19 protein-coding genes are annotated in these 23995 nt (G+C 71.1%); 10 read left to right on the plus strand and 9 right to left on the minus strand.

Annotation, left to right across the window (positions count from 1 at the left end):
- The first annotated feature begins 61 nt into the window (after positions 1–61).
- Positions 62–1321: a DUF4241 domain-containing protein gene (locus ACZ6D7_RS15710; RefSeq protein ID WP_469490272.1), complete on the plus strand. Its 1260-nt coding sequence runs from the start codon at positions 62–64 to the stop codon at positions 1319–1321.
- Between the two features lie 161 nt (positions 1322–1482).
- Here ACZ6D7_RS15710 and ACZ6D7_RS15715 read toward each other — a convergent pair whose 3' ends face one another.
- The 3 genes from ACZ6D7_RS15715 to ACZ6D7_RS15725 all read right to left on the minus strand — a co-directional run bounded on the left by ACZ6D7_RS15715 (position 1483) and on the right by ACZ6D7_RS15725 (position 5486).
- Positions 1483–2364 carry a hypothetical protein gene (locus ACZ6D7_RS15715; protein ID WP_469490274.1) on the minus strand — a complete coding sequence of 294 codons (882 nt, stop codon included), beginning with the start codon at positions 2362–2364 and terminating at the stop codon, positions 1483–1485.
- 214 nt (positions 2365–2578) lie between these two features.
- Positions 2579–3661, minus strand: a complete 1083-nt coding sequence (locus ACZ6D7_RS15720) for a metallophosphoesterase (protein ID WP_469490277.1) — start codon at positions 3659–3661, stop codon at positions 2579–2581.
- A gap of 712 nt (positions 3662–4373) precedes the next feature.
- Positions 4374–5486 (minus strand): LacI family DNA-binding transcriptional regulator, encoded by a 1113-nt coding sequence (locus ACZ6D7_RS15725; RefSeq protein ID WP_469490281.1) that lies wholly within the window; start codon positions 5484–5486, stop codon positions 4374–4376.
- Positions 5487–5877: 391 nt separating this feature from the next.
- Here ACZ6D7_RS15725 and hisC point away from each other — a divergent pair, with 391 nt between their 5' ends.
- The 5 genes from hisC (at position 5878) to ACZ6D7_RS15750 (ending at position 14439) form a co-directional block, all read left to right on the plus strand.
- On the plus strand, positions 5878–6957 hold the full coding sequence (hisC, locus tag ACZ6D7_RS15730; protein WP_469490284.1) for a histidinol-phosphate transaminase: 1080 nt from the start codon (positions 5878–5880) through the stop codon (positions 6955–6957).
- A gap of 165 nt (positions 6958–7122) precedes the next feature.
- Positions 7123–8631, plus strand: a complete 1509-nt coding sequence (locus tag ACZ6D7_RS15735) for a cytochrome ubiquinol oxidase subunit I (protein ID WP_469490288.1) — start codon at positions 7123–7125, stop codon at positions 8629–8631.
- A 20-nt stretch (positions 8632–8651) separates the two neighbouring features.
- On the plus strand, positions 8652–9656 hold the full coding sequence (gene cydB, locus ACZ6D7_RS15740) for a cytochrome d ubiquinol oxidase subunit II (protein WP_469490291.1): 1005 nt from the start codon (positions 8652–8654) through the stop codon (positions 9654–9656).
- Positions 9657–9772: 116 nt separating this feature from the next.
- On the plus strand, positions 9773–13276 hold the full coding sequence (cydD, locus tag ACZ6D7_RS15745) for a thiol reductant ABC exporter subunit CydD (RefSeq protein ID WP_469490295.1): 3504 nt from the start codon (positions 9773–9775) through the stop codon (positions 13274–13276).
- Between the two features lie 104 nt (positions 13277–13380).
- Positions 13381–14439 (plus strand): M23 family metallopeptidase, encoded by a 1059-nt coding sequence (locus ACZ6D7_RS15750; protein WP_469490302.1) that lies wholly within the window; start codon positions 13381–13383, stop codon positions 14437–14439.
- Positions 14440–14443: 4 nt separating this feature from the next.
- Here the strand turns inward: ACZ6D7_RS15750 and ACZ6D7_RS15755 are convergent, their stop codons facing one another.
- From ACZ6D7_RS15755 to ACZ6D7_RS15780, 6 genes are all read right to left on the minus strand, one after another.
- Positions 14444–15331 (minus strand): Cof-type HAD-IIB family hydrolase, encoded by an 888-nt coding sequence (locus ACZ6D7_RS15755; RefSeq protein ID WP_469490305.1) that lies wholly within the window; start codon positions 15329–15331, stop codon positions 14444–14446.
- 82 nt (positions 15332–15413) lie between these two features.
- Positions 15414–16316, minus strand: coding sequence for an LLM class flavin-dependent oxidoreductase (locus ACZ6D7_RS15760; protein ID WP_469490309.1), 903 nt, complete (start codon positions 16314–16316; stop codon positions 15414–15416).
- Positions 16317–16358: 42 nt separating this feature from the next.
- Positions 16359–16802 carry a hypothetical protein gene (locus tag ACZ6D7_RS15765; RefSeq protein WP_469490316.1) on the minus strand — a complete coding sequence of 148 codons (444 nt, stop codon included), beginning with the start codon at positions 16800–16802 and terminating at the stop codon, positions 16359–16361.
- Between the two features lie 18 nt (positions 16803–16820).
- Entirely contained in the window at positions 16821–17384 is a 564-nt protein-coding gene (locus ACZ6D7_RS15770; RefSeq protein ID WP_469490320.1) for an RNA 2'-phosphotransferase, read from the minus strand.
- 194 nt (positions 17385–17578) lie between these two features.
- A complete protein-coding gene (locus tag ACZ6D7_RS15775) occupies positions 17579–19336 on the minus strand; it encodes an SDR family oxidoreductase (RefSeq protein ID WP_469490322.1) in 1758 nt (585 codons plus the stop codon).
- A complete protein-coding gene (locus ACZ6D7_RS15780) occupies positions 19333–20187 on the minus strand; it encodes a M24 family metallopeptidase (RefSeq protein ID WP_469490326.1) in 855 nt (284 codons plus the stop codon). The genes ACZ6D7_RS15775 and ACZ6D7_RS15780 overlap by 4 nt, the downstream gene beginning before the upstream one ends.
- Positions 20188–20459: 272 nt before the next feature.
- Between ACZ6D7_RS15780 and ACZ6D7_RS15785 the strand changes: the two genes are divergently transcribed.
- Genes ACZ6D7_RS15785 through ACZ6D7_RS15800 form a run of 4 tightly spaced genes read left to right on the plus strand, consistent with a single transcriptional unit; the run spans position 20460 to position 23970 of the window.
- On the plus strand, positions 20460–21425 hold the full coding sequence (locus ACZ6D7_RS15785; protein ID WP_469490777.1) for an ABC transporter ATP-binding protein: 966 nt from the start codon (positions 20460–20462) through the stop codon (positions 21423–21425).
- Complete coding sequence (locus tag ACZ6D7_RS15790; RefSeq protein ID WP_469490329.1) at positions 21415–22332, plus strand: ABC transporter permease; 918 nt, start codon at positions 21415–21417, stop codon at positions 22330–22332. Before ACZ6D7_RS15785 ends, ACZ6D7_RS15790 begins: the two co-directional genes overlap by 11 nt.
- Positions 22329–23240 (plus strand): ABC transporter ATP-binding protein, encoded by a 912-nt coding sequence (locus ACZ6D7_RS15795; RefSeq protein WP_469490333.1) that lies wholly within the window; start codon positions 22329–22331, stop codon positions 23238–23240. Before ACZ6D7_RS15790 ends, ACZ6D7_RS15795 begins: the two co-directional genes overlap by 4 nt.
- Before the next feature lie 10 nt (positions 23241–23250).
- On the plus strand, positions 23251–23970 hold the full coding sequence (locus ACZ6D7_RS15800) for an ABC transporter permease subunit (RefSeq protein ID WP_469490340.1): 720 nt from the start codon (positions 23251–23253) through the stop codon (positions 23968–23970).
- The last annotated feature ends 25 nt before the right edge of the window (positions 23971–23995 follow it).

The raw sequence follows: 23995 nt of genomic DNA on the forward strand, positions 1-23995 counted from the left end.
AGTGGCAGCGGCTACGTTTGAATCTGCTGAATCTGCCGGCGATCAACACGGGGGGGCAGGCATGACGGGGGACGGCAAGGAGCGGCGGGTGCGGGTGTCGTACGCGGTGGGCTGGGACCTGGCTTCCCGCACCCCGCTGGAGCCCCTCTCCCACGCGGAGGCGCAGGCCCGGGACGGCGCGGGGGAGCCGTATGTGACGGTCCATCGGGTGGCGGACCGGACCGAGCCGGTCGAGGTGCACCTGGTGGCCTGGGCCGCGTCCCACGTGGGGGTGTGGGCGTACGACGAGCAGGGGCGCCGTACACGGGAGGCGGACTGGCGGCTGCTCGAACCGGAGCGGCTGTTCCTGCGCCACCTCGGGAAGTGGGAGTACGACTCCCCGGAGGAGGCGGAGTGCGCTCGCGAGGTCACCCACACCTACCAGGACCTCTTTCCTGACGGGAAGGGGCGCAAGGTGACCGAGCGGAAGGGCGGCGGCTCGTACCGCACCCTGGCGGATCTTCCCGAGGCCGAGCGGTGGTGCGGCAAGGACCGGTTCGGCGCACGGGGCGTCGGTGGGCTGTTCTTTGCCGACGGGGAGAGTGGACCCCTGCGTCACCAGGAGGCGCCTGGTGCGGAGGGCGAGGCCGACGCGGCACGGGCGCCGTGGCTTCCGCCGCGCCCGGCCCGGCCGAGGCTCCTGGAGGAGCAGTTCACTCCGGGGAGGCGTCTCAGGACCAGCTTCCAGCCGGAGATGACGGTCGGTGAGGTGCAGCAGATCGCGACCCTGAGGCTGCCCAGCGGCAGGCTGGTCGTCGCGGATCCCCTGTACAAGGGGCACGGCGCCGGCCGCGAGCTGGCGGAGCGCTTCACTCCGGGGACCTATCCCCTGCAGGCGGCCGTCGTCGCCTACGAGTACGAGTTCATGGGTGAGCACTGCGCCGTGGAGGAGGCGATCGCCCTCCGCCTCCTGGTGAGCGACGAGCCCGTCGCCTCCTGGGAGTTGGCACTCGCCATGGGGGACGACGTGCGGCTGCTGCGGGACGAGGAGATCTTCGGCTTCGACACCGACAGCGCCATGGGCTCCTTCGCGGACGCCTCGGGCTGGGAAGCGCTCGCCGCGCGCGTCGTGAGCCATTACGCGGACGGCGGTCAGGGCGGAGCCGAGCTCATCGCCGACGGGCACATACGTGCTGGCGACGAGACCACGCGCGGCGACCTGGTGACCTTCCCCACCGGCGGGGACGGCACGTATCCCGTTTGGCTGGGCCGCTCACAGGCCGGCACACCGGTCTGCGTCGTGGTCCAGACGGACTACCTGCCGGAGCTGACCCTGCTCTGAGGGTGGCGCGGCACGCAGCACGGAGTGGCCCAGTGGCGGTCACCCCGAGCGGCGGCGCGGCAAGCACCCACCACCGGGCCCGGCGGGGCGCGGCTCCGGCCGCCAGGCGATCGGCTTGCGCTCCCCGCGTCCGGGGGTGTCCGGGGGCGCAAGCCGAGGGCCTATTCCGGCTGGTGCTCCGGGCCGCCGAAGTCCGGGCTGGTGTAGTCCGGGCTGCTGAAGCTCGGGCGGGTGCCGGCCGCCGGGCCGTCGTCCGGGCTGGTGAAGCCCGGACGGTCGTAGCCGATCTTCGGCAGGCGGCCGGTGGGGGCCGGTGGAGCCGGGTCGGGGTGCAGGGCGGCCGCCGTGCCGGGGTTGGCGAGGGCCTCGCGGAGGAACGGCAGGATTCCGCGTTCCAGCAGGGCTTCCCGCCAGGTCTCCTTGGCCCGGGCGACCTCCTCGCTCAGTTCCCCGTACGGTCCGGCCTCCAGGGAGGGCTGGTTGCGCAGGGCGGTGAGCAGCAGTCCGACGGTGGCGACGAGGATCGCGGCCGCGGCCACGGCCCCGAACGCCCATCCGACGTTGAGCATGGCCTGGGCGGCCGTCTGCTCGGGTGCGACCGCCTTGAGGAGGTACCCGACGAGCAGGAAGATCACCGCGGCGGTTCCGGCGAGAACGGGGGTGAGGACGGCGGCGATCGCGACGGCGCCCGCGCCGGCGGCCTCGGCGGCCTGGGCGGCGTCCCCCATGGTGGTGGCGAGCCCCATCGCTCCCGAGGCCGGCTCAGAGGAGCCGGACTCGTGGGAGGACGACGGGGTGGACGGCGCCGGGTGGCGCAGTTCCTCGCGGACCTTGACGTAGTGCTGGTACTCGGTCGCCGCGGCCGCCGTGATGAGTGCGGAGGCGTTGAGCGCCATGGTGCGCAGCTGTTCGGTGTTGAGCCGCTGTCCGACGGCGGCCAGTTCCGGGTGGTGTGGTGCGGAGCGCAGCGCCTCGTCGAGGAGCCGCTCGTACTCTTGGCGGTCCTCGCTGAGCAGGTGCTGCGGAACGCTGTTCATGTGCATCCCCCGATGCTCCGTAGGGCTTGGGGCTCGCATGCCAACGAGCCGTCGGGCAGAAACGGAGGGGAGCCTGCTACGGATAGTCCGATGGTAGAGCGGCGACGGCATGAGGTGACAGGGGGTTTGCCGAAATTGGCCCCTGGCCTGCGATGTCCTCGACCGGTCCGATGCCGGGGTACGTCTGCCCCGGCAACGCCCGGATAGGCCGACGGAACGCTCAGTTGTCCAGGGGTAGTTGCTGGACCAGCAGTTTTCCGGCCATCGTCACTCCGCCGTCCATGGCGATGGCCAGTCCGTCGGCGTAGACGTGCGGTCCCTCGACCAGCGGGTCGCCGTTGTTCTCGCTGTCCTCGGAGCCGACCTCGCCCAGCAGGTAGGGAATCGGGCTGTGGCCGTGAACGATGCGGGTGCCGCCGTACGTATCGAGCAGGGAACGGACGGCGTCGGCTCCCCCTTCGTCCCGGAAGGAGAAGCGTTTGGTGAACTTGCGGAACAGGTCCCACACCTCGTCCGCGTCGTTGCGCGTGATCGTCTCGCGGACGGTGTCGTTGACCGCCTCGATCGAGTCGCCGTAGTCGAGGTAGGCGGTGGTGTCGGAGTGGACGAGCAGATGACCGTCGACCTCCTCGACGGCGTCGAGGCGGGCCATCCACTGGAGGTGGTGATCCTGGAGGCGGTCCATGTCGTACTTCTGGCCGCCGTTGAGCAGCCAGGCCGCCTGGAAGGTGGCGGTGCCCGCGCCGGAGTTGACGGGGGTGTCGCCGAAGCGCTTGGCGCCGAGCAGGAGCAGCTCGTGGTTGCCCATGAGCGCCTTGCAGTAACCGCCGGCCGCGGCGGCCTCGGCGGACAGCCGCATCACGAGGTCGATGACGCCGATGCCGTCCGGACCGCGGTCGGTGAAGTCGCCGAGGAACCAGAGCCGGGCCGTTCCGGCGCACCAGTGGCCGGCCGTGTCGATCAGGCCCTTCTCCTGGAGCGCGGCGAGCAGCTCGTCGAGGTAGCCGTGCACGTCGCCGACGACGAACAGCGGGCCGGGGCCGGTCGCGGGCGCCGGGGCCTGGACGGGCGCGGGCTCGACGGTCACCTGGAGGGTGTCGCCCCGGTTGATGACGGGCAGGTCGCGCTGGGTGGGCGTGTAGCCGTCCGGGGGTTCCAGCGCGTCGTCGAGGGGCGGCGCGGCGTTGCCGGGATGCGTGCTGTGGTCGTACGGACCGGTCTCGTGGACGTACGCGGGCACCCGGAAGTCGCGCAACGTCGCCGTCCGCTCCACTTCGGGTCCCTGACCGGCCCCCTGAGTCATCAGACCCCTCCACCATCGCGCCGCATCTGCACCCTTCGGGCTGCCTGGTCGCAGCAGCTCGTGGTGCCGTGGGCCCATCATAGGAATGCGGATCGTGCCGTGTGATGACCCAGGGGTGGTGAATCGGAGCAAGGCTCCAGTTCATCGCGGCTTTCGCCCCGATTGGGCCGGGCTTCGGCAGCGGCCGTGTGACCGACGCCTACGACACCTGGGTGCCGCGCGGCCGGGGCGGAGGGTGACGTGGGACCGCGCCCGGGGGTGCGGCGGGCGTCGCGGAGGGTGAGGGCTTGCCCCGGAGACGGGGATGGGACGGGGCGCCGACGGGGACGGCGACGGCGACGGGGCGCCGACTGAGGACGGGGACTTCCACTCCCTGCCCGAACGCCCCGGCCCTCGGACGGCCCTCAGAGGCCACCCGCCTCAGGGCTCCCTGCTGCCTGCCTCAAGGCCGCCCACCGCCCGCCGCCTGCCTCGGGGCCCTGGGGCCAGGGGCCCGAGGGCCCCGGCCCCCGCCCCAGGCGGCCACCCGGCCCGGCGGGCCGACCCAAGCGGCCGCACCCGACACTCCGCCCAGCCCCGACACCCCGCCCAGCCCCGGCGGCCCAACGACACCAGCGCTCACCCGACACGAGCCCCCGCGCCCCAAGCCACCCCCCGGAACGCGGTCCAAAGCCACCCCCGGAACGCGCCCCCAAGCCCCCGAACCCCCGCCCTACCCCTTCTCAGGCGCCCGAGGCGGACTGACAGTCGTCCGCGGCGGACGTCGCTGAGAAGAGGTACGGACGATCAATTCGGTCGGTATCACCTGTTCGACGGGCTGGTCCGATTCCACGCCCTCGATCGCGTCGATGAGGAGCTGGACCACCGCGGTGCCGATGCGGCGCGGCTTCAGGGAGAGCGTGGTGATGGGCGGCTCGGTGTTCGCGTACACCGTGGACTCGCTGCAGCACACCAGCAGCAGATCCTCCGGTACCCGCAGCCCGTAGCGGCGGGCGGCGGCGAGCAGATCGGTGCCGTTGGGGTCGAAGAGCCCGTAGACCGCGTCGGGGCGGTCCGGGCGGGCGAGCAGTCGGTCCGCGGCGACCGCCCCCGCGCAGGGGTCGTGCGCCGGGTACGCCTCGTACACCGGATCCTGCCCGACCCGCTCGCACCAGCGCAGATAGGCCGTGGTCGACAGATGCGTGTACGTGTCCGTCGTGGTCCCCGTCAGCAGCCCGATCCGGCGGGCGCCGGCGGCGGCCAGGTGGTCGAGGATGTCGAGGACGGCGGCCTCGTGGTCGTTGTCGACCCATGCGGTGACCGGCAGCGCGCCGGCCGGGCGGCCGTCGGAGACGACCGGTAAACCCTGGCGCACGAGCTCGCTGACCACCGGATCCTGGTCGGACGGGTCGATGACGACCGTGCCGTCCAGGGCGACGTTCGACCACACGTCGTGGCGCGAGGTCGCGGGGAGGATGACGAGCGCGTAGCCGCGGGCGAGCGCGGCCGAGGTCGCGGCGCGCGCCATCTCCGCGAAGTAGGCGAACTCGGTGAAGGTGAAAGGTTCATCCCCGTACGTCGTCACGGTCAGGCCGATGAGTCCTGACTTGCCGGTACGGAGGGTTCGGGCTGCCGCCGAGGGGCGGTAGCCGAGTCGGTCGGCGACCTCGCGGACATGGCGTCGGGTGGCGTCGGGGAGCCTGCCCTTGCCGTTGAGGGCGTCGGAGACGGTCGTGATGGAGACCCCGGCGGCGGCGGCCACGTCCCTGATGCCCGCCCGGCCCGGCCGGTTGCCTCGGCGTGAGGTTTCCGCGCGGCTCACCTGGTGCTTCCCTGCTGCTGTCATGGCGAGCCGATAGTAGGGCTCATCCGGTGGGGTAGGGCGGACGCATATGCACGCGTTGACAGGCACGTTTCTGCAAGGTCGTTAGTGGTCAAATGCCTTAGAAACCAAGCCGGTTGGGCGCTTACTCGGCAGGACGTGACGTGTCGGCACGCATGAGCCTGCCAACGCACCGATGTTTCGAAGAGGTCTCAACTCACCTGTACGAGGGATGCGCGCCACGGCGCGAGCCACCGGCGCGTAGATATATGTGCGGTGCGCCCCCCGATTCGTACACCTTCCTCCTCAGAGATCACAGAAGGCCGTCCAGCTCCGCCTCAGCTGTTCGCTCCGGCGTCGAATCCTCATAAGGTGAGCAGCATTGAAGCCGGTTGTGGTCACGAGGAGGACTGCGGTGAGCGAGACGAGCCCCAAGCTGCGCGCCGAGCTGGAGGGGATTCCCACCTACAAGCCGGGCAAGCCCGCCGCGGCCGGTGGTCCCGTGGCATACAAGCTGTCCTCCAACGAGAACCCCTACCCGCCGCTGCCCAGCGTGATGGAGGCCGTGACGGCGGCCGCCACCGCCTTCAACCGCTACCCGGACCTGGCGTGCTCGGCCCTGGTCGAGGAGCTGTCCGGGTGCTTCGGCGTGCCCGCCTCCCACCTGGCCACCGGCACCGGCTCGGTCGGTGTCGCCCAGCAGCTGATCCAGGCGACCGCGGGGCCTGGTGACGAGGTGATCTACGCCTGGCGGTCCTTCGAGGCGTACCCGATCATCACCCAGATCAGCGGCGCCACGTCGGTGCAGGTGCCGCTGACGGCGGGCGATGTGCACGACCTGGACGCGATGGCCGACGCGATCACCGACCGGACCCGGCTGATCTTCGTCTGCAACCCCAACAACCCGACCGGCACCGCCGTGCGCCGGGCCGAGCTGGAACGGTTCCTCGACCGGGTGCCGAGCGATGTGCTGGTGGTGCTCGACGAGGCCTACCGGGAGTTCGTCCGCGACCCGGAGGTGCCGGACGGCGTCGAGCTGTACCGGAACCGGCCGAACGTCTGCGTCCTGCGGACCTTCTCGAAGGCGTACGGCCTGGCCGGCCTGCGGATCGGTTTCGCGATCGCGCACGAGCCGGTGGCGACGGCGCTGCGCAAGACGGCGGTGCCGTTCGGCGTGAGCCAGCTGGCGCAGGAGGCGGCGATCGCCTCGCTGCGGGCCGAGGACGAGCTGTTCGGCCGGGTCGGTTCCCTGGTCGGCGAGCGCGCCCGGGTGCTCGAGGGGCTGCGCGCCCAGGGCTGGACGGTGCCGGACACCCAGGCCAACTTCGTATGGCTGCGGCTGGGCGAGTCCACGGCCGCGTTCGCGGCGGCCGGCGAGCAGCACGGCGTCGTGGTGCGCCCGTTCCTGGGGGAGGGCGTGCGGGTCACGATCGGCGAGGCCGAGGCCAACGACATCTTCCTGAAGGTCGCGGAAGGGTTCCGTAGGGAGCTGTAGCGGGCCTGCCGGTCCATGTTTGGGCTGGTCAGGGCGGCTGAGTGAACGGCATTGGGGGGTTCCCGCAGGTAAGCGGGACCCCCCTTCGCGTGTCGAAAATCGGTACGCCATAATTGCTTGTGAATGTGAACGCTTTCACAAGCGTGTGAGGTAAGGAGCGAGGACGTGGACCTGGCTTTGGCGCCGGAGACCCTGGCGCGCTGGCAGTTCGGCATCACGACCGTCTACCACTTTCTGTTCGTTCCCCTGACGATCTCCCTGGCCGCTCTCACCGCGGGACTCCAGACCGCATGGGTGCGCACGGAGAAGGAGAAGTACCTCAGGGCGACCAAGTTCTGGGGCAAGCTCTTCCTGATCAACATCGCGATGGGTGTCGTCACCGGCATCGTGCAGGAGTTCCAGTTCGGCATGAACTGGTCCGACTACTCGCGCTTCGTCGGTGACGTCTTCGGCGCCCCGCTGGCCTTCGAGGCCCTCATCGCCTTCTTCTTCGAGTCCACCTTCATCGGGCTGTGGATCTTCGGCTGGGACAAGCTGCCGAAGAAGATCCATCTGGCCTGCATCTGGATGGTCTCGATCGGCACGATCCTGTCGGCCTACTTCATCCTCGCGGCCAACTCGTGGATGCAGCACCCGGTCGGCTACCGGATCAACGAGGCGAAGGGCCGGGCCGAGCTGACCGACTTCTGGCTCGTGCTCACCCAGAACACCGCGCTGGCCCAGGCCTTCCACACACTCTCCGCGGCCTTCCTCACCGGTGGCGCCTTCATGGTCGGCATCTCCGCCTTCCATCTGCTGCGCAAGAAGCACATCCGGCAGATGAAGACCTCGCTGCGGCTCGGCCTGGTCACGATCGCCGTCGGCGGTCTGCTCACCGCGGTCAGCGGTGACGTCCTCGGCAAGATCATGTTCGAGCAGCAGCCGATGAAGATGGCCGCCGCCGAGGCCCTGTGGGACGGCGAGGCACCCGCGCCCTTCTCGGTCTTCGCCTACGGCGACGTCGACAAGGGCCACAACAAGGTGGCCATAGAGATCCCGGGCCTGCTGTCCTTCCTCGCCAACGACGACTTCAGCTCCTACGTCCCCGGCATCAACGACGTCAACAAGTCCGAGCAGGAGAAGTTCGGGCCCGGCGACTACCGGCCCAACATCCCCGTCGCGTACTGGGGCTTCCGCTGGATGATCGGCTTCGGCATGACGTCCTTCGCCATCGGACTGGCCGGCCTGTGGCTGACCCGGAAGAAGTTCATGCTGCCGCAGCACCTGCGGGTGGGCGACGACGAGGTGCCGCACCTGGTGCTGCTCCCGAAGAAGGCGCTCGGCCCCAAGTTCACCCGGCTGTACTGGCTCGCCGCGATCTGGACCCTGGGCTTCCCGCTGATCGCCAACTCCTGGGGCTGGATCTTCACCGAGATGGGCCGCCAGCCCTGGGTCGTCTACGGCGTCCTCCAGACCCGTGACGCGGTCTCTCCCGGTGTCTCCCAGGCCGAGGTCCTCACGTCGATGATCGTCTTCACGGCCCTGTACGCGATCCTCGCCGTCATCGAGGTCAAGCTGCTGGTGAAGTACGTGAAGGCCGGCCCGCCCGAACTCACCGAGGCCGACCTCAACCCGCCCACGAAGATCGGCGGCGACGCCCGTGACGCCGACAAGCCGATGGCCTTCTCGTACTAGGCCGAGGGAGCTGCACAGTCATGGAACTGCACGACGTCTGGTTCGTCCTGATCGCCGTCCTGTGGATCGGCTACTTCTTCCTGGAGGGCTTCGACTTCGGGGTCGGCGTCCTCACCAAACTGCTGGCCCGCACCCGGCCCGAGAAGCGCGTACTGATCAACACCATCGGGCCGGTCTGGGACGGCAACGAGGTGTGGCTGCTCTCGGCGGGCGGTGCGACCTTCGCCGCCTTCCCCGAGTGGTACGCCACCCTCTTCTCCGGCTTCTACCTGCCCCTGCTGTTCATCCTGGTTTGCCTGATCGTGCGTGGCGTCGCCTTCGAGTACCGGGCGAAGCGGCCCGAGGAGAACTGGCAGCGCAACTGGGAGACCGCGATCTTCTGGACCTCGCTCCTCCCCGCGTTCCTGTGGGGCGTTGCCTTCGGCAACATCGTGCGGGGCGTGAAGATCGACCAGAACTTCGAGTACGTCGGCGGCTTCTGGGACCTGCTCAACCCGTACGCCCTGCTCGGTGGGCTGGTGACGCTGACGCTGTTCACCTTCCACGGCGCGGTGTTCACGGCCCTCAAGACCGTCGGTGAGATCCGGGAGCGGGCGCGGAAGCTGGCGCTCAAGGTGGGTCTTCTGGCCGCTGTGTGCGCGCTGGTCTTCCTGCTCTGGACGCAGGTCGAGAACGGCGACGGCCAGAGCCTCGTGGCGTTGGTCGTGGCGGTCGCCGCCCTGGTCGCGGCCCTCGTGGCCAACCAGGCGGGGCGCGAGGGCTGGTCGTTCGCGTTCTCCGGCGTCACCATCGTGGCCGCCGTGGCGATGCTCTTCCTGACGCTCTTCCCGAACGTCATGCCGTCCTCGCTCAACGAGAGCTGGAGCCTCACGGTGACCAACGCCTCGTCGAGCCCGTACACCCTGAAGATCATGACCTGGTGCGCGGTGATCGCCATGCCGATCGTGATGCTCTACCAGGGCTGGACGTACTGGGTGTTCCGCAAGCGGATCGGCACGCATCACATCGCCGACGCCGCGCACTGAGTCCGAGGGGGAGGGGAATTCACGGTGCTCTGTGAGGGGATTTCACTGCGCTCTGTGAGGTTTCACGTGAAACACGTCATGCTTTCACCCGAGACCCCCTCCCCGGACCGAAGGGCATGTTTCACGTGAAACCGATCGATCCGCGTCTCCTCCGCTACGCCCGGGCCACCCGCCTGTTCCTTCTGGCGGTCGTCGGTCTCGGGGCCGTCGGTGCGGGGTTGGTCATCGCGCAGGCGATGCTCATCGCCGAGGTGGTGGTCGGCGCTTTCCAGCACGGGATGTCGATCACCGAACTCCGCACTCCCCTGCTGCTGTTGGCGGCCGTGGCGATCGGCCGGGCCGTGGTCTCCTGGCTCACCGAGCTGGCCGCGCACCGCGCGAGCGCGGCGGTGAAGTCGGAGCTGCGCGGGCGGCTGCTGGAGCGTGCGGCGGAGCTGGGGCCAGGGTGGCTGAGCGGGCAGCGGACCGGCTCCCTGGTCGCTCTCGCCACTCGGGGCGTGGATGCCCTCGACGACTACTTCTCGCGCTATCTCCCGCAGTTGGGGCTCGCGGTGGTCGTACCGGTGGCGGTGCTGGCGCGGATCGTGACCGAGGACTGGGTCTCCGCCGCGATCATCGTCTGCACCCTGCCGCTGATCCCGGTCTTCATGGTGCTGATCGGCTGGGCCACCCAGTCACGGATGGACCGGCAGTGGCGGCTGCTGTCCCGGCTGTCCGGGCACTTCCTGGACGTCGTCGCGGGACTGCCCACCCTGAAGGTGTTCGGGCGGGCCAAGGCACAGGCCGAGTCGATCCGGAGCATCACCGGTGAGTACCGCCGGGCGACCATGCGGACGCTGCGGATCGCCTTCCTCTCGTCGTTCGCTCTGGAACTGCTCTCCACGCTCTCGGTGGCCCTGGTCGCCGTGACGATCGGCATGCGGCTCGTGCACGGCGACATGGACCTCTACATCGGCCTGGTCATCCTGGTGCTCGCGCCCGAGGCGTATCTGCCGCTGCGCCAGGTCGGCACGCAGTACCACGCGGCCGCCGAGGGGCTCGCCGCCGCCGAGGAGATCTTCGCCGTGGTGGAGACGCCGGTACCGGCCCCGGGCACCACCCCGGTGCCCGAGGGCGCCCTGGCCTTCGAACGTGTGACGGTCCGCTACCCCGGGCGGGACGCCGACGCCGTCTCGGACGTGTCCTTCACCGTCGAACAGGGGGAGACGGTCGCGCTCGTCGGCCCGAGCGGCGCGGGCAAGTCGACCCTGTTGAACGCCCTGTTGGGCTTCGTACGGCCCACCGAGGGCAAGGTGCGGGCCGGGGGAGTCGATCTCACCGTGGCCGACCTGGAGCAGTGGCGGTCGCGGATCGCCTGGGTGCCGCAGCGCCCGCACCTGTACGCCGGGACGATCGCCGAGAACGTACGGCTGGCGCGTCCCGACGCCGACGAGTCGGCCGTACGGCAGGCGCTGGCGGACGCGGGGGCGCTGGAGTTCGTGGACGCGCTGCCCGAGGGCCTCACCACCGTGCTGGGCGAGGACGGGGCCGGACTGTCCGCCGGTCAGCGGCAGCGGCTCGCGCTGGCCCGGGCGTTCCTCGCCGACCGGCCCGTACTGCTGCTCGACGAGCCGACGGCCGCGCTCGACGGGGAGACCGAGGCGGAGGTCGTCGAAGCCGTACGGCGGCTGGCGGCCGGGCGCACGGTCCTGCTCGTGGTGCACCGGCCGGCCCTGCTCGGCGTGGCCGACCGCGTCGTGCGGCTGGCCGACGCCGAGTCGCGCCGCGTCGTGGAGGCCGCGCCGAGGACCATGCCCGCCCCGCTGGAGGAGACGACGGCGTCCGTCGATGCCTCCTCGGGCGCGTCCGAGGAACCGGCCGGGGCGAGCGCGGGCGGAGTCCTCGCCCGGGTCCGCGCCATGGCCGGTGCCCGGCGTGGCCGGCTCGCCCTCGCGCTGCTGCTGGGCAGCCTCGCGCTGGGCAGCGCCGTGGGCCTCATGGCCACCTCCGGGTGGCTGATCTCGCGTGCCTCGCAGCAGCCGCCGGTGCTGTACCTGATGGTCGCGGTGACGGCGACCCGCGCGTTCGGCATCGGCCGGGCCGTGTTCCGGTACACCGAGCGGCTCGTGTCGCACGACGCCGTGCTGCGGATGCTGGCCGACACCCGGGTCGCCGTCTTCCGGCGCCTGGAGCGGCTGGCGCCGGCCGGGCTGCGCAGGACCCGCCGCGGCGACCTGCTGTCACGGCTGGTCGCCGACGTGGACACCCTCCAGGACTACTGGCTGCGCTGGCTGCTGCCCGCCGGTGCCGCGGTCGTCGTCTCGGCCGGGTCCGTCGCCTTCACCGCCTGGCTGCTGCCCGAGGCCGGCGCCGTGCTCGCGGCCGGGCTGCTGGCCGCCGGAGCGGGCGTCCCCCTGGTCACCGGCGCTGTGGCGCACCGGGCCGAGCGCCGGCTCGCCCCCGCCCGAGGAGTGCTGGCCACCCGCACCGCCGACCTGCTCACCGGCACCGCCGAGCTGACCGTCGCCGGCGCGCTGCCCGCGCGGACGGCCGAGGTGCGCGCGGCGGACACCGTGCTCACCCGGATCGCGTCGCGGGCCGCCACCGCCACCGCGCTCGGCGACGGCCTGACCGCGCTCGTCTCCGGGCTGACCGTCGCGGCCTCCGCCCTCGTGGGCGCCCAGGCGGTCGCCGCCGGGCGGCTGAGCGGCGTGACCATGGCCGTGGTCGTCCTCACCCCGCTGGCCGCCTTCGAGGCCGTCCTGGGGCTTCCGCTGGCCGTCCGCTACCGCCAGCGGGTCCACCGCAGCGCCGAGCGCGTCTACGAAGTCCTGGACTCCCCCGAGCCGGTGCGTGAGCCGGAGCGCCCCGCGCAGCCGCCCGCCTCGCCGTTCCCGCTCGTCGTCGACGGGCTGACCGCCCGGCACGCGGGCCAGGAACGGGACGCGCTGGCCGGCGTCGACCTCACCCTGACGCAGGGACACCGGATCGCCGTCGTGGGACCGTCCGGCTCCGGCAAGACGACCCTCGCGCAGGTCCTGCTGCGCTTCCTGGACACGGGGGCCGGCACGTACACGCTGGGCGGCGTGGACGCGAACACGCTCGACGGCGACGCCGTACGGCGGCTCGTCGGGCTGTGCGCGCAGGACGCGCACCTCTTCGACAGCTCCGTGCGCGAGAACCTGCTGCTGGCGAAGAAGGACGCGGGCGAGGACGAGCTGCGGGACGCCCTGTCCCGGGCCCGGCTGCTGGAGTGGGCCGACGGGCTGCCCCAGGGGCTCGACACGCTCGTCGGCGAGCACGGGGCCCGGCTCTCCGGCGGGCAGCGGCAGCGGCTCGCGCTGGCCCGCGCGCTCCTCGCCGACTTCCCCGTCCTGGTGCTCGACGAGCCCGCTGAGCACCTCGACCTGCCCACCGCAGACGCGCTCACCGCGGACCTGCTGACCGCCACCGAGGGCCGTACGACCCTGCTGATCACCCACCGGCTGGCCGGTCTCGAGGCGGTGGACGAGGTGGTCGTGCTGGACGCGGGCCGGGTCGTGCAGCGCGGCCCGTACGAGGAACTGGCGGCCGTGGAAGGGCCGTTGCGCGCGATGGTCGAGCGAGAGGCGGCGACGGAGCTGCTGGTGGCGGTGCGCTGATCCAAACCCGATGGCCGCGGTAATGGGCCATCAGGGGTGCGGTGTCCCCCGGGCGTACGACTTGAACAGGACCGGATCCGGGTGGCCGGGTGACGATCGCTGACATGCGCTCATCTCGCCGTCGCCCCCTGCTCGTTCCTGTCATCGTGTGTGCGGCCGCGGTGCTCGCGGCCCGGCCGACGGCCACCGACGGCGAGTCCGGCGGCTCCGCGGCGGACTCGGGGCTCAGTGCGCGGGTGGCGCGGCTGTACGAGGAGGCGGCCGTCGCCACCCAGCGGTACGAGGCGGGGCGGCGTGAGGCGGAGACCGCGCAGGGTGAGGCTCGCAGGCTGGAGGGGCTCCTGGGCCGGGAACGGCGGGAGACCGCCGCACTCCGCGACGACCTGGGCCGGATCGCCCGAGCCCAGTACCGCGACGGGGGCGGGCTGCCGGTCGCCGCGCAGATCGTGCTGGCGGACGACCCGGAGGAGATGATGCGGGGTCAGCACGCCTTCTCCCGGGCGCAGCTCGCCCTCGACACCGCGATCGGCAAGAGTCGGCGAGCCGAGGCGCGGCTGGCCGCGGACGAGGGCAGGGCCAGGGCGGCCTGGCAGGCGGTGGAGCGGCGCAGAACCGAACTCGCCGCCCTGAAGAAGAACATCGAGGACAAGCTCGAACAGGCCCGGTGGCAGTTGCAGGGGCAGGCGGACGCCTCGGTCGCGGCGGGCGCGTGCCGTGGCGCCGTACGGCTCGACCAGCCGTCGGCGCACGTCTCGCAGGACTGGGTCACGCCGGTCGAGACGTACGCCCTGTCCGCGAGCTTCGGCAGCGGCGGGACGCGTTGGGCGAACCGGCACACCGGGCAGGACTTCGCGGTGCCGATCGGGACGCCCGTGCGGGCGGTGGGCGAAGGACGGGTGGAGCGGGTGTCGTGCGGGGGCCCGTTCGGCATGGAGATCGTGCTCCGGCACGCCGACGGCTACTACACGCAGTACGCCCATCTCGCCGCCGTCACCGTCGACCAGGGCGACAGTGTGACCCCCGGGCAGGTGATCGCCCAGTCCGGCACGTCCGGCAACTCCACCGGCCCGCACCTCCACTTCGAGGCGCGGGTCACCCCGGAGGCGGGCTCGGCGGTGGACCCGGTGCCGTGGCTGGCGGCACGCGGGGTGCCCCTTGGGTAGGGGGTCAGCCGTGCTCGGCGATCAGCTGCTCGATGACGACCGCCACGCCGTCCTCGTTGTTGGCGACCGTCTGCCCGGAGGCCGCCGCGAGGACGTCCGGGTGGGCGTTGCCCATCGCGTACGAGCGGCCCGCCCAGGTCAGCATCTCGACGTCGTTGGGCATGTCCCCGAAGGCGACGACCTCCTCGTGCGAGATGCCCCGCTCGGCGCAGCACAGGGCGAGCGTGCTGGCCTTGGAGACGTCGGGGCCGCTGATCTCCAGCAGGGCGCTGGGGCTGGACCGGGTGACGTTGGCCCGGTCGCCGATGGCCAGCCGGGCCACGGTGAGGAAGGCGTCGGGGTCGAGCGTCGGGTGGAAGGCGAGGATCTTCAGCACCGGCTCACCGGCCCCGGGGGCGTCCGGCGCCAGCAGTTCCTCGGCCGGCGCGAGGAAGTCGGGGATCTCCATGTGCATCTTCGGGTACTCGGGCTCCTGGTAGAAGCCGTACGTCTGCTCGACGGCGTACATGGTCCCGGGCGCCGCGTCGCGCAGCAGCCGTACGGCGTCCAGCGCGTTCGCCCGTTCCAGCTCGCGCACCTTCACGAACCGGTGGGCGCCGGGGCCGCCGTGGAGGTCGACCACGGCGGCGCCGTTGCCGCAGATCGCCAGGCCGTGCCCGTGCACGTGGTCGCTGACCACGTCCATCCAGCGGGCCGGGCGGCCGGTGACGAAGAAGACCTCGATGCCCGCCTCCTCGGCGGCGGCGAGGGCGGCGACCGTGCGGGGTGAGACGGACTTGTCGTCACGCAGCAGAGTGCCGTCGAGATCGGTGGCGATCAGGCGCGGCGGGAGAGCGGCGGCCGGGGTCTCGGGCTGTCGAGTCGCTGAGGTCACCGGGCCATTCTCGCGCATATGCCCGCACGGTCGGGCGAGAGTCCGCACACATGAGACACAGGGGCGGCACAGCGGGCCGGTCGCCGCGGTGGGCGGCCGTTCAGCGCAGCTGGGCCGGGGCCTCCATGGCGATCTGCTCGAAGACCTTCTCGTCGGCCGTGAAGTCGGAGTCCGGGATGGGCCAGTGGATCACCAGCTCCGTGAAGCCCAGTTCCTTGTGCCGGCCCGCGAAGTCGACGAAGGCGGCCACGGATTCCAGCGGGCGGCCACGGTCCGGGGTGAACCCGGTGAGCAGGATCCTGTCCAGCTCGTTCACGTCCCGCCCCTGGGCGGCGCAGGCGTCGGTGAGCTTCTCGATCTGGCCGCGCAGGGCCTGGACCGACTGCTCCGGGGTGCCGTTCTCGTACAGCTTGGGGTCGCCGGTGGTCACCCAGGCCTGCCCGTACCGGGCCGCGAGCCGCAGTCCGCGCGGTCCGGTCGCGGCGACCGCGAAGGGCAGCCGGGGGCGCTGGACGCAGCCGGGGATGTTCCGGGCCTCGTGCGCCGCGTAGTGGTCGCCCTCGTACGACACGGAGTCCTCGGTGAGCAGCCGGTCGAGCAGCGGCACGAACTCGGCGAACCGGTCGGCCCGCTCCCGCGGGGTCCAGGGGTCCTGGCCCAGCGCCGTGGCGTCGAAGCCGGTGCCGCCCGCTCCGACGCCCAGGGTGACCCGGCCGCCGGAGATGTCGTCCAGGGAGATCAGCTCCTTGGCGAGGGTCACCGGGTGCCGGAAGTTCGGCGAGGTCACCAGCGTGCCCAGACGCAGCTGGTCGGTGGCGGACGCGGCGGCGGTCAGCGTCGGGATCGCACCGAACCAGGGCCCGTCACGGAAGGTGCGCCAGGACAGGTGGTCGTAGGTGTACGCGGTGTGGAACCCGAGCTGTTCGGCACGTGTCCAGGCCGAACGGCCGCCCTCGTTCCAGCGGAGGTACGGAAGGATCACGGTGCTCAGACGCAGACTCATGTCATCGAGCGTAGGGCGCCCGGCCTGTTTCACGTGAAACGGTCACCGTACGCGGCCGGCCAGCCACGGGCTGAGGAGAACGCCGATGAACTCCTTGTGCACACGGTCGCCCGGCAGCGGCACCATCAGGTGGTGGCTCGGTGGGAAACGGCGGGCCTTGACCCAGGCGTGGTCCTCGTAGAGGGCGCGGAGGAACGCGGGGACGTCGTCGCGGGCGACGTCGGGGCAGTCCACGCCGTCGACGGTGATCAGGGCGTCGTCGTCCGGGTAGAGCCGCACGCTCACGCTCGGGCGGCCGCCGAGTTCGACGTGGGCTTCGTGGGGCAGCGAGCCGTCCGGGTCGGTGGTGACGCCGACGCCCGCCGCGGTGCGGCGGGAGGTCTGGTCGGCGCCGATGTCATGGGTGACCTCGATCTCGCGCGCGTAGGCGTCGGCGAGTTCTCGCAGGGCCGTGACGGCGGCCTCGGTGGTGGGAAGGTGGTCCATACCACTGATCATGCAGGGTCAGTGCTGTTCGGGAAACCTCAGATAGCGCGGCGGCACGGCCTGCGTCAGCCACACCCCGTTCGCACTCACATGGAAGACATGGCCGTCGCGGTGCATGGCTCCGGCGTCCACGGAGAGCACCACGGGGCGGCCCCGGCGGGCGCCGACCCGGGTCGCCGTCTCACGGTCCGGCGAGAGGTGCACGTCGTGCCGGTTCATCGGCCGCAGTCCCTCGGCGCGGATCGCGTCCAGGGAGCGGGCCACGGTCCCGTGGTAGAGGTACGCCGGCGGGGTGGCCGGGGGCAGGCCGAGCTCGACCTCGACGCTGTGGCCCTGGCTGGCGCGGATCCGGGTGCCGTCGATCGCGAAGCGCTTCTTGTCGTTGGCGGCGACGACATGGTCCAGCTCGGCCCGGGTGAAGTGGAAGCCGTGCGCGGCGCAGGCCGCCATGAGGTCGTCGATCTCGACCCAGCCCGCCGCGTCGAGGGTGAGCCCGATGCGCTCCGGCTGGTGGCGCAGGTGCTTCGAGAGGTACTTCGACACCTTGACGGTGCGTCTCTCGTCCATTTCCTTCTCGTTCATGCCCTCAGCATGACGGGAGAGACGTGGATCACGCATTTTGTTTTGGGTCAGAGGTTTGATCCACAACCAACTGTAGTTATCCACAGGCTCGTTGGAGCTTCTGTGGACAACTGACCGCCGATTCCGGATTTTCGCCAACATCATCTGACAGTACGTGACTTCGGGCGGGCTCACCCCAAGGAACCCCAAGTCCCCTACACGGGCGGACGCATCCTCGCGATCGACCTCAACACCCCCGGCGCGAACCGCGACAGCACCCGGACGCCCCTCGCCTCCGGCGTCACCGCGACCACTGCCTCGTCGCGGACCACGGCGCGCAGGATGGCGTCCGCGACCTTCTCCGGCGGGTAGTTGCGCAGGCCGTACAGCCGCGCGGAGCGGTTCTGCCGGCGCTTCTCCTCTGTAGCGTCCACGCCTACGAAGGTCGCCGTAGACGTGATGTTGGTGTTGACGAGTCCTGGACAGATCGCGGTAACACCGATGCCCTGACCGGCCAGTTCGGCGCGCAGGCACTCGCTCAGCATCAGCACGGCCGCCTTGGAGGTGCTGTAGGCGGGCAGGACACGGGACGGCTGATAGGCCGCCGCCGAGGCGGTGTTGACGATATGGCCGCCCTGGCCGCGCTCGGCCATCCGCCGACCGAAGAACCGGCACCCGTGGATGACCCCCCACAGGTTGACGTCCAGCACCCGGCGCCAGTCGTCGGACGTCGTGTCGAAGAACGAACCCGACATCCCGATACCGGCGTTGTTCACCAGCACGTCCAACACTCCGTACTCGGCGTGGACCTTGTCCGCGAGCTTCTCCATCTCCTGTTCGTCGGAGACGTCCACGGTCTCCGCCCACGCCTCGGGTGCGCCGATCAGCCGGCACATCTCGACGGTGCGGGCCGCGCTCTCCGCGTCGCGGTCGACAGCGATCACCCGCGCCCCGGACTCCGCGAACGCGAACGCGGTCGCCCGTCCGATGCCGCTGCCCGCCCCGGTGACCAGCACCAACTGGCCGCCGAAACGGTCCGCGTGGCGACCCGTGGCCCGCCGCTCCGGCTCGCCGCCCTCGACCGAGGCGACGAACTCCGTGATCCAGGAAGCGAGCTGGTCGGGGCGCGTCCGCGGCACCCAGTGCTTCGCCGGGAGCGTGCGCCGGGTCAACCGCGGCACCCACGCCTCCAGTTCGTCGTACAGCCGCTCCGAGAGAAACACGTCACCCAGGGGTGTGACGAGCTGCACGGGCACGTGCGCGTGGGCGTCCGGGCGCGGACGGCTCAGCCGGGCGCGGACGTTGTCCCGGTACAGCCAGGCGCCGTGCGCGGCGTCCGAGGGCAGCGACGGCGTCGGGTAGTCGCCGCCGGGGACGTTCTCCAAGCGGCGCAGGATGCCCGGCCAGCGCTTGCCGAGGGGGCCGCGCCAGGCGAGTTCGGGCACCGCGGGCGTGTGCAGCAGGTAGACGTACCAGGACTTGGCGCCCTGGCCGAGGAGCTGGCCGATCCGGCGCGGGGTGGGTCGCCTCAGACGTGCGTCGATCCAGTGCCCGAAGTGGTCGAGGGAGGGACCGGACATCGACGTGAAGGACGCGATCCGGCCCTTGGTGCGCGCCACCGTGACGAACTCCCAGGACTGCACCGAGCCCCAGTCGTGCCCCACCAGGTGCACCGGACGGTCCGGGCTGACCGCGTCCACGACCGCCAGGAAGTCGTCCGTGAGCTTCTCCAGGGTGAACCCGCCCCGCAGCGGCTTCGGCGCCGTGGAGCGGCCGTGGCCCCGGACGTCGTACAGCACCACGTGGAAGCGGCCGGCCAGCCGGGACGCGACCTCAGACCACACCTCCTTGCTGTCCGGATAGCCGTGTACCAGCACGACCGTCGGCCGCCCGGGATCCCCCAGCTCGGCCACGCACAGCTCGATCCCACCGGTGCGCACCCGGCGCTCGCGCGCCCCCTCGAGCGTCGTCACTCCGCCTCCGCCTTCCCTTCCGCCCAGCGCCGCATGTGCGGCAGGTCGTCGTCCAGCCAGAACGCGCTCTCCTCGGGATCCGAGGAGTCCGTGACGACCAGGATCTCCTCGAACTTCGCGCCCGTGCCCCGGAATCCGAGATGCGGCTCGACGGCCCACAGGCCCGGCCGCGGCGGATGGTCGGAGAAACGGTACGGCGACCACAGCGGCGACCAGCCCTCGCGGTGGCCGTGCAGCGCGTCGGCGGCCAGGCCCTTCAGCGCCTGCGTGCCGAAGCCGAACAGCCGGGGCGAGAAACGGCGCTCCCGCACCCGGTCCACCTTGTGGGCGATCACACCGAAGGGGTACGCGCGATGCCGGTTGGCGTAGCCCTGGCGGACCATGAGGCGGTCGACGTCGGCGTAGATCTCGCGCAGCGACCGCCGCTCGCGCACCTCGCGCAGGATCAGCTCCCGGTGCGCCCGGAGGTCGGCCATCAGCCGCTCCTGCACCGGGTGGGCGCCGAGCGCGCCGGAGTAGCCGATGTCCGCCGTGTAGCCCTGAAGTACGGGGGCCATGTCCAGGATGTACGGCATCCCGGGCTCCAGCCGCCGGCCGGTGGGGAAGAACTGGAGCGGAATCCGGAAGTCCGTGAACGCCGTGCGGTCCCCGAACCAGGCGAACGGTAGATGGAACCAGTCGCGCACGCCCCGCTCGCGCAGCCACTCCCGCTGCATCCGCGCCGCCTCGCGCTCCGTCACTCCGGGTTCCAGCCGGGCCGCCACCGCCTCGGCGCACTCGTAGGCGAGGTGCTGCACCCGCCTGAATCCCCGCAGGTCCGCGGAGAGTTCGCGTGTCACTGCTGTTGTCATGCCACCTCGTCCCACCGGTCCGCGCCGACTGCGGTACGTGTCCGTAACCTGACCCCGCCCGAATCTGGCACTTGTTAGAGAAAGCGTCAATAGGGCGGGCGGCGCCCATGGAATCCCCGGGGCTGGTTCGCGGGTGGATCACGGGTGGATCACGCCCGTAGCTCTCAGGCAGGGGATCCCCTACGGGCCCGTACATCTGAGGTCTGACGCGAGGACAGCTCTTGGGTCTGACGATTTCCGTGGCGTGCATCACTAAATTCGTCGATGTGACTGTGATCGCGACCGAAAGCCTGAGCAAGCGGTTCCCCCGGGTGACCGCTCTTGACCGGCTCTCCGTGGACGTCGGGCCCGGTGTGACCGGACTCGTCGGAGCCAACGGGGCCGGCAAGTCCACATTGATCAAGATCCTGCTGGGTCTGTCCCCCGCGAGCGAGGGCCGCGCCGAGGTGCTCGGCCTCGACGTCGCGACCAAGGGCGCCGCCATCCGCGAGCGCGTGGGCTACATGCCGGAACACGACTGCCTGCCGCCCGACGTCTCGGCCACCGAGTTCGTCGTGCACATGGCCCGCATGTCCGGCCTGCCGCCCACCGCCGCCCGCGAGCGCACCGCGGACACCCTGCGCCACGTCGGGCTGTACGAGGAGCGCTACCGCCCCATAGGCGGCTACTCCACCGGCATGAAGCAGCGCGTCAAGCTCGCCCAGGCCCTGGTGCACGACCCGCAGCTGGTCTTCCTCGACGAGCCGACCAACGGCCTCGACCCCGTCGGCCGCGACGAGATGCTCGGCCTGATCCGCCGCATCCACACCGACTTCGGCATCTCGGTCCTGGTCACCTCCCACCTCCTGGGCGAGCTGGAACGCACCTGCGACCACGTCATCGTCGTCGACGGCGGCAAGCTCCTGCGCTCCAGCTCCACCACCGACTTCACGCAGACCACCACCACCCTCGCGATCGAGGTCACCGACACCGACACCCACCCGGACGGCACGCGGGCGGTGCGCGAGGCGCTCCAGGCGCGCGGAGTGGAGTTCCTCGACTCCGCCACCGGCCTGCCCGGCGCCGGCCACGTCCTGCTGCTCACCGCGCAGGGCGAGGAGACCTACGACGTCGTACGGGACGTGGTCGCCGACCTCGGCCTCGGCCTGGTCCGCATGGAACAGCGCAGACACCACATCTCCGAGGTCTTCACGGACAGCGACGCGACACGGAAGGAGGCCGTCAGCCATGGCAGTTGAGCAGCCCATGCGAACAGCAGCCACCCCGCCGGGTGACCAGACCCGGATCCACAACATCGGCTACCGCAGCTACGACGGCCCCCGCCTGGGCCGCTCCTACGCCCGCCGGTCCCTCTACTCGCAGTCCCTGCGCGGCTCCTACGGCCTCGGCCGCTCGGTGAAGTCCAAGGTGCTGCCCATGCTGCTGTTCGTGGTGATGTGCGTGCCCGCGGCCATCATGGTCGCCGTCGCGGTCGCCACGAAGGCCAACGAACTCCCCGTGGACTACACGCGCTACGCGATCGTCATGCAGGCCGTCATCAGCCTGTACGTCGCCTCGCAGGCACCCCAGTCCGTCTCGCGCGACCTGCGCTTCAAGACCGTCCCGCTGTACTTCTCCCGGCCCATCGAGACCGCGGACTACGTCCGCGCGAAGTACGCGGCACTGGCCTCGGCGCTGTTCGTCCTCACCGCCGCCCCCCTGATCGTGCTCTACGTGGGCGCGCTGCTCGCGAAGCTGGACTTCGCCGACCAGACCGAGGGATTCGCACAGGGACTCGTCTCCGTGGCACTGCTCTCCCTGCTCTTCGCCGGCATCGGCCTGGTCATCGCCTCGGTGACCCCGCGCCGCGGCTTCGGCATCGCCGCCGTCATCGCCGTGATGACCATCTCCTACGGCGCCGTCTCCACGCTCCAGGCCATCGCCGAGGCGCAGAACAGCACCGGTGCGATCCCGTGGATCGGCCTCTTCTCCCCGGTCACGCTCATCGACGGCGTGCAGTCCGCGTTCCTCGGCGCCACCTCGGCCTACCCGGGCGGCATAGGCCCGTCCAACGGGGAGGGCGTCGTCTTCGTCCTCGTCGTCCTCGGCCTGATCGCCGCCAGCTACGGCCTCCTGATGCGCCGCTACCGGAAGGTGGGCCTGTGACCACGCTCCAGATCGACCACGTCTCCCGCTGGTTCGGCAACGTGGTCGCCGTCAACGACATCACCATGACCATCGGCCCCGGCGTCACCGGCCTGCTCGGCCCCAACGGCGCCGGAAAGTCCACCCTCATCAACATGATGGGCGGCTTCCTGGCCCCCTCCACCGGCACGGTCACCCTCGACGGCCAACAGGTCTGGCGCAACGAGGCGATCTACAAGCACATCGGCATCGTCCCGGAGCGCGAGGCGATGTACGACTTCCTCACCGGACGCGAGTTCGTCGTCGCCAACGCCGAGCTGCACGGCCTGGGGACCAAGGCCGCCCAGCGCGCCCTGGCCACGGTCGAGATGGAGTACGCGCAGGACCGCAAGATCTCCACGTACTCCAAGGGCATGCGCCAGCGCGTGAAGATGGCCAGCGCGCTCGTCCACGATCCGTCGCTGCTCCTGCTCGACGAGCCCTTCAACGGCATGGACCCGCGCCAGCGCATGCAGCTCATGGACCTGCTGCGGCGGATGGGGGACGAGGGCCGCACGGTGCTGTTCTCCTCCCACATCCTCGAAGAGGTCGAGCAGCTCGCCTGGCACATCGAGGTCGTCGTCGCCGGACGGCACGCGGCCAGCGGCGACTTCCGCAAGATCCGCCGCCTGATGACCGACCGCCCGCACCGCTACCTGGTGCGCTCCAGCGACGACCGCGCCCTCGCGGCCGCGCTGATCGCCGACCCGTCGACCGCCGGCATCGAGGTCGACCTGGCGGAGGGCGCGCTGCGCATCCAGGCCGTCGACTTCGGCCGCTTCACGGCCCTGCTGCCCCGCGTGGCCAAGGACCACGGCATCCGGCTGCTCACGGTCTCGCCGTCCGACGAGTCCCTCGAGTCCGTCTTCTCGTATCTCGTCGCGGCGTAGGAGGCCGAAGATGTACGACCCCACAGTCGCCCGGCTCACCTATCGAGCCCTGCTCGGCCGTCGCCGGGCCCTCATCCTGGGCGCCCTGCCCCTGCTGCTGATCGCGATCTCCCTGGCCGTGCGCGCCCTGGCCGGCGCCGACGACCAGACCGCCGCCGACCTGCTCGGCGGGCTCGCGCTCGCCACGATGGTGCCGATCATCGGCGTCATCGCCGGCACCGGCGCGATCGGCCCCGAGATCGACGACGGCTCCGTGGTCTACCTGCTGTCCAAGCCGGTGAAGCGGCCGACGATCATCTTCACCAAGCTGATCGTGGCGATAGCGGTCACGATGGTCTTCTCGGCCCTGCCGACGCTGATCGCCGGCTTCATCCTCAACGGCAACGGCCAGCAGGTCGCGGTGGCCTACACGGTCGCGGCACTGGTCTCCTCGATCGCCTACGCCGCGCTCTTCCTGCTGCTGGGCACCGTGTCCCGGCACGCGGTGGTCTTCGGACTGGTCTATGCCCTGGTCTGGGAGGCCCTGTTCGGCTCCCTGGTGCCCGGGGCGCGCACGCTCAGCGTCCAGCAGTGGTCGCTGGCCGTCGCCCAGAAGGTCGCCGGCGGGGATCTCGTCACCTCGGACGTCGGGCTGACCACGGCCACGGTGTTCCTGGTCGCGGTGACCGTCCTGGCCACCTGGTACGCCGGCCAGAAGCTGCGGGCGCTGACGCTCGCGGGCGAGGAGTAGACGGGCCCCGGCAGGGGGTGCGGCC

The organism is Streptomyces sp. NPDC041784, from assembly GCF_055591025.1.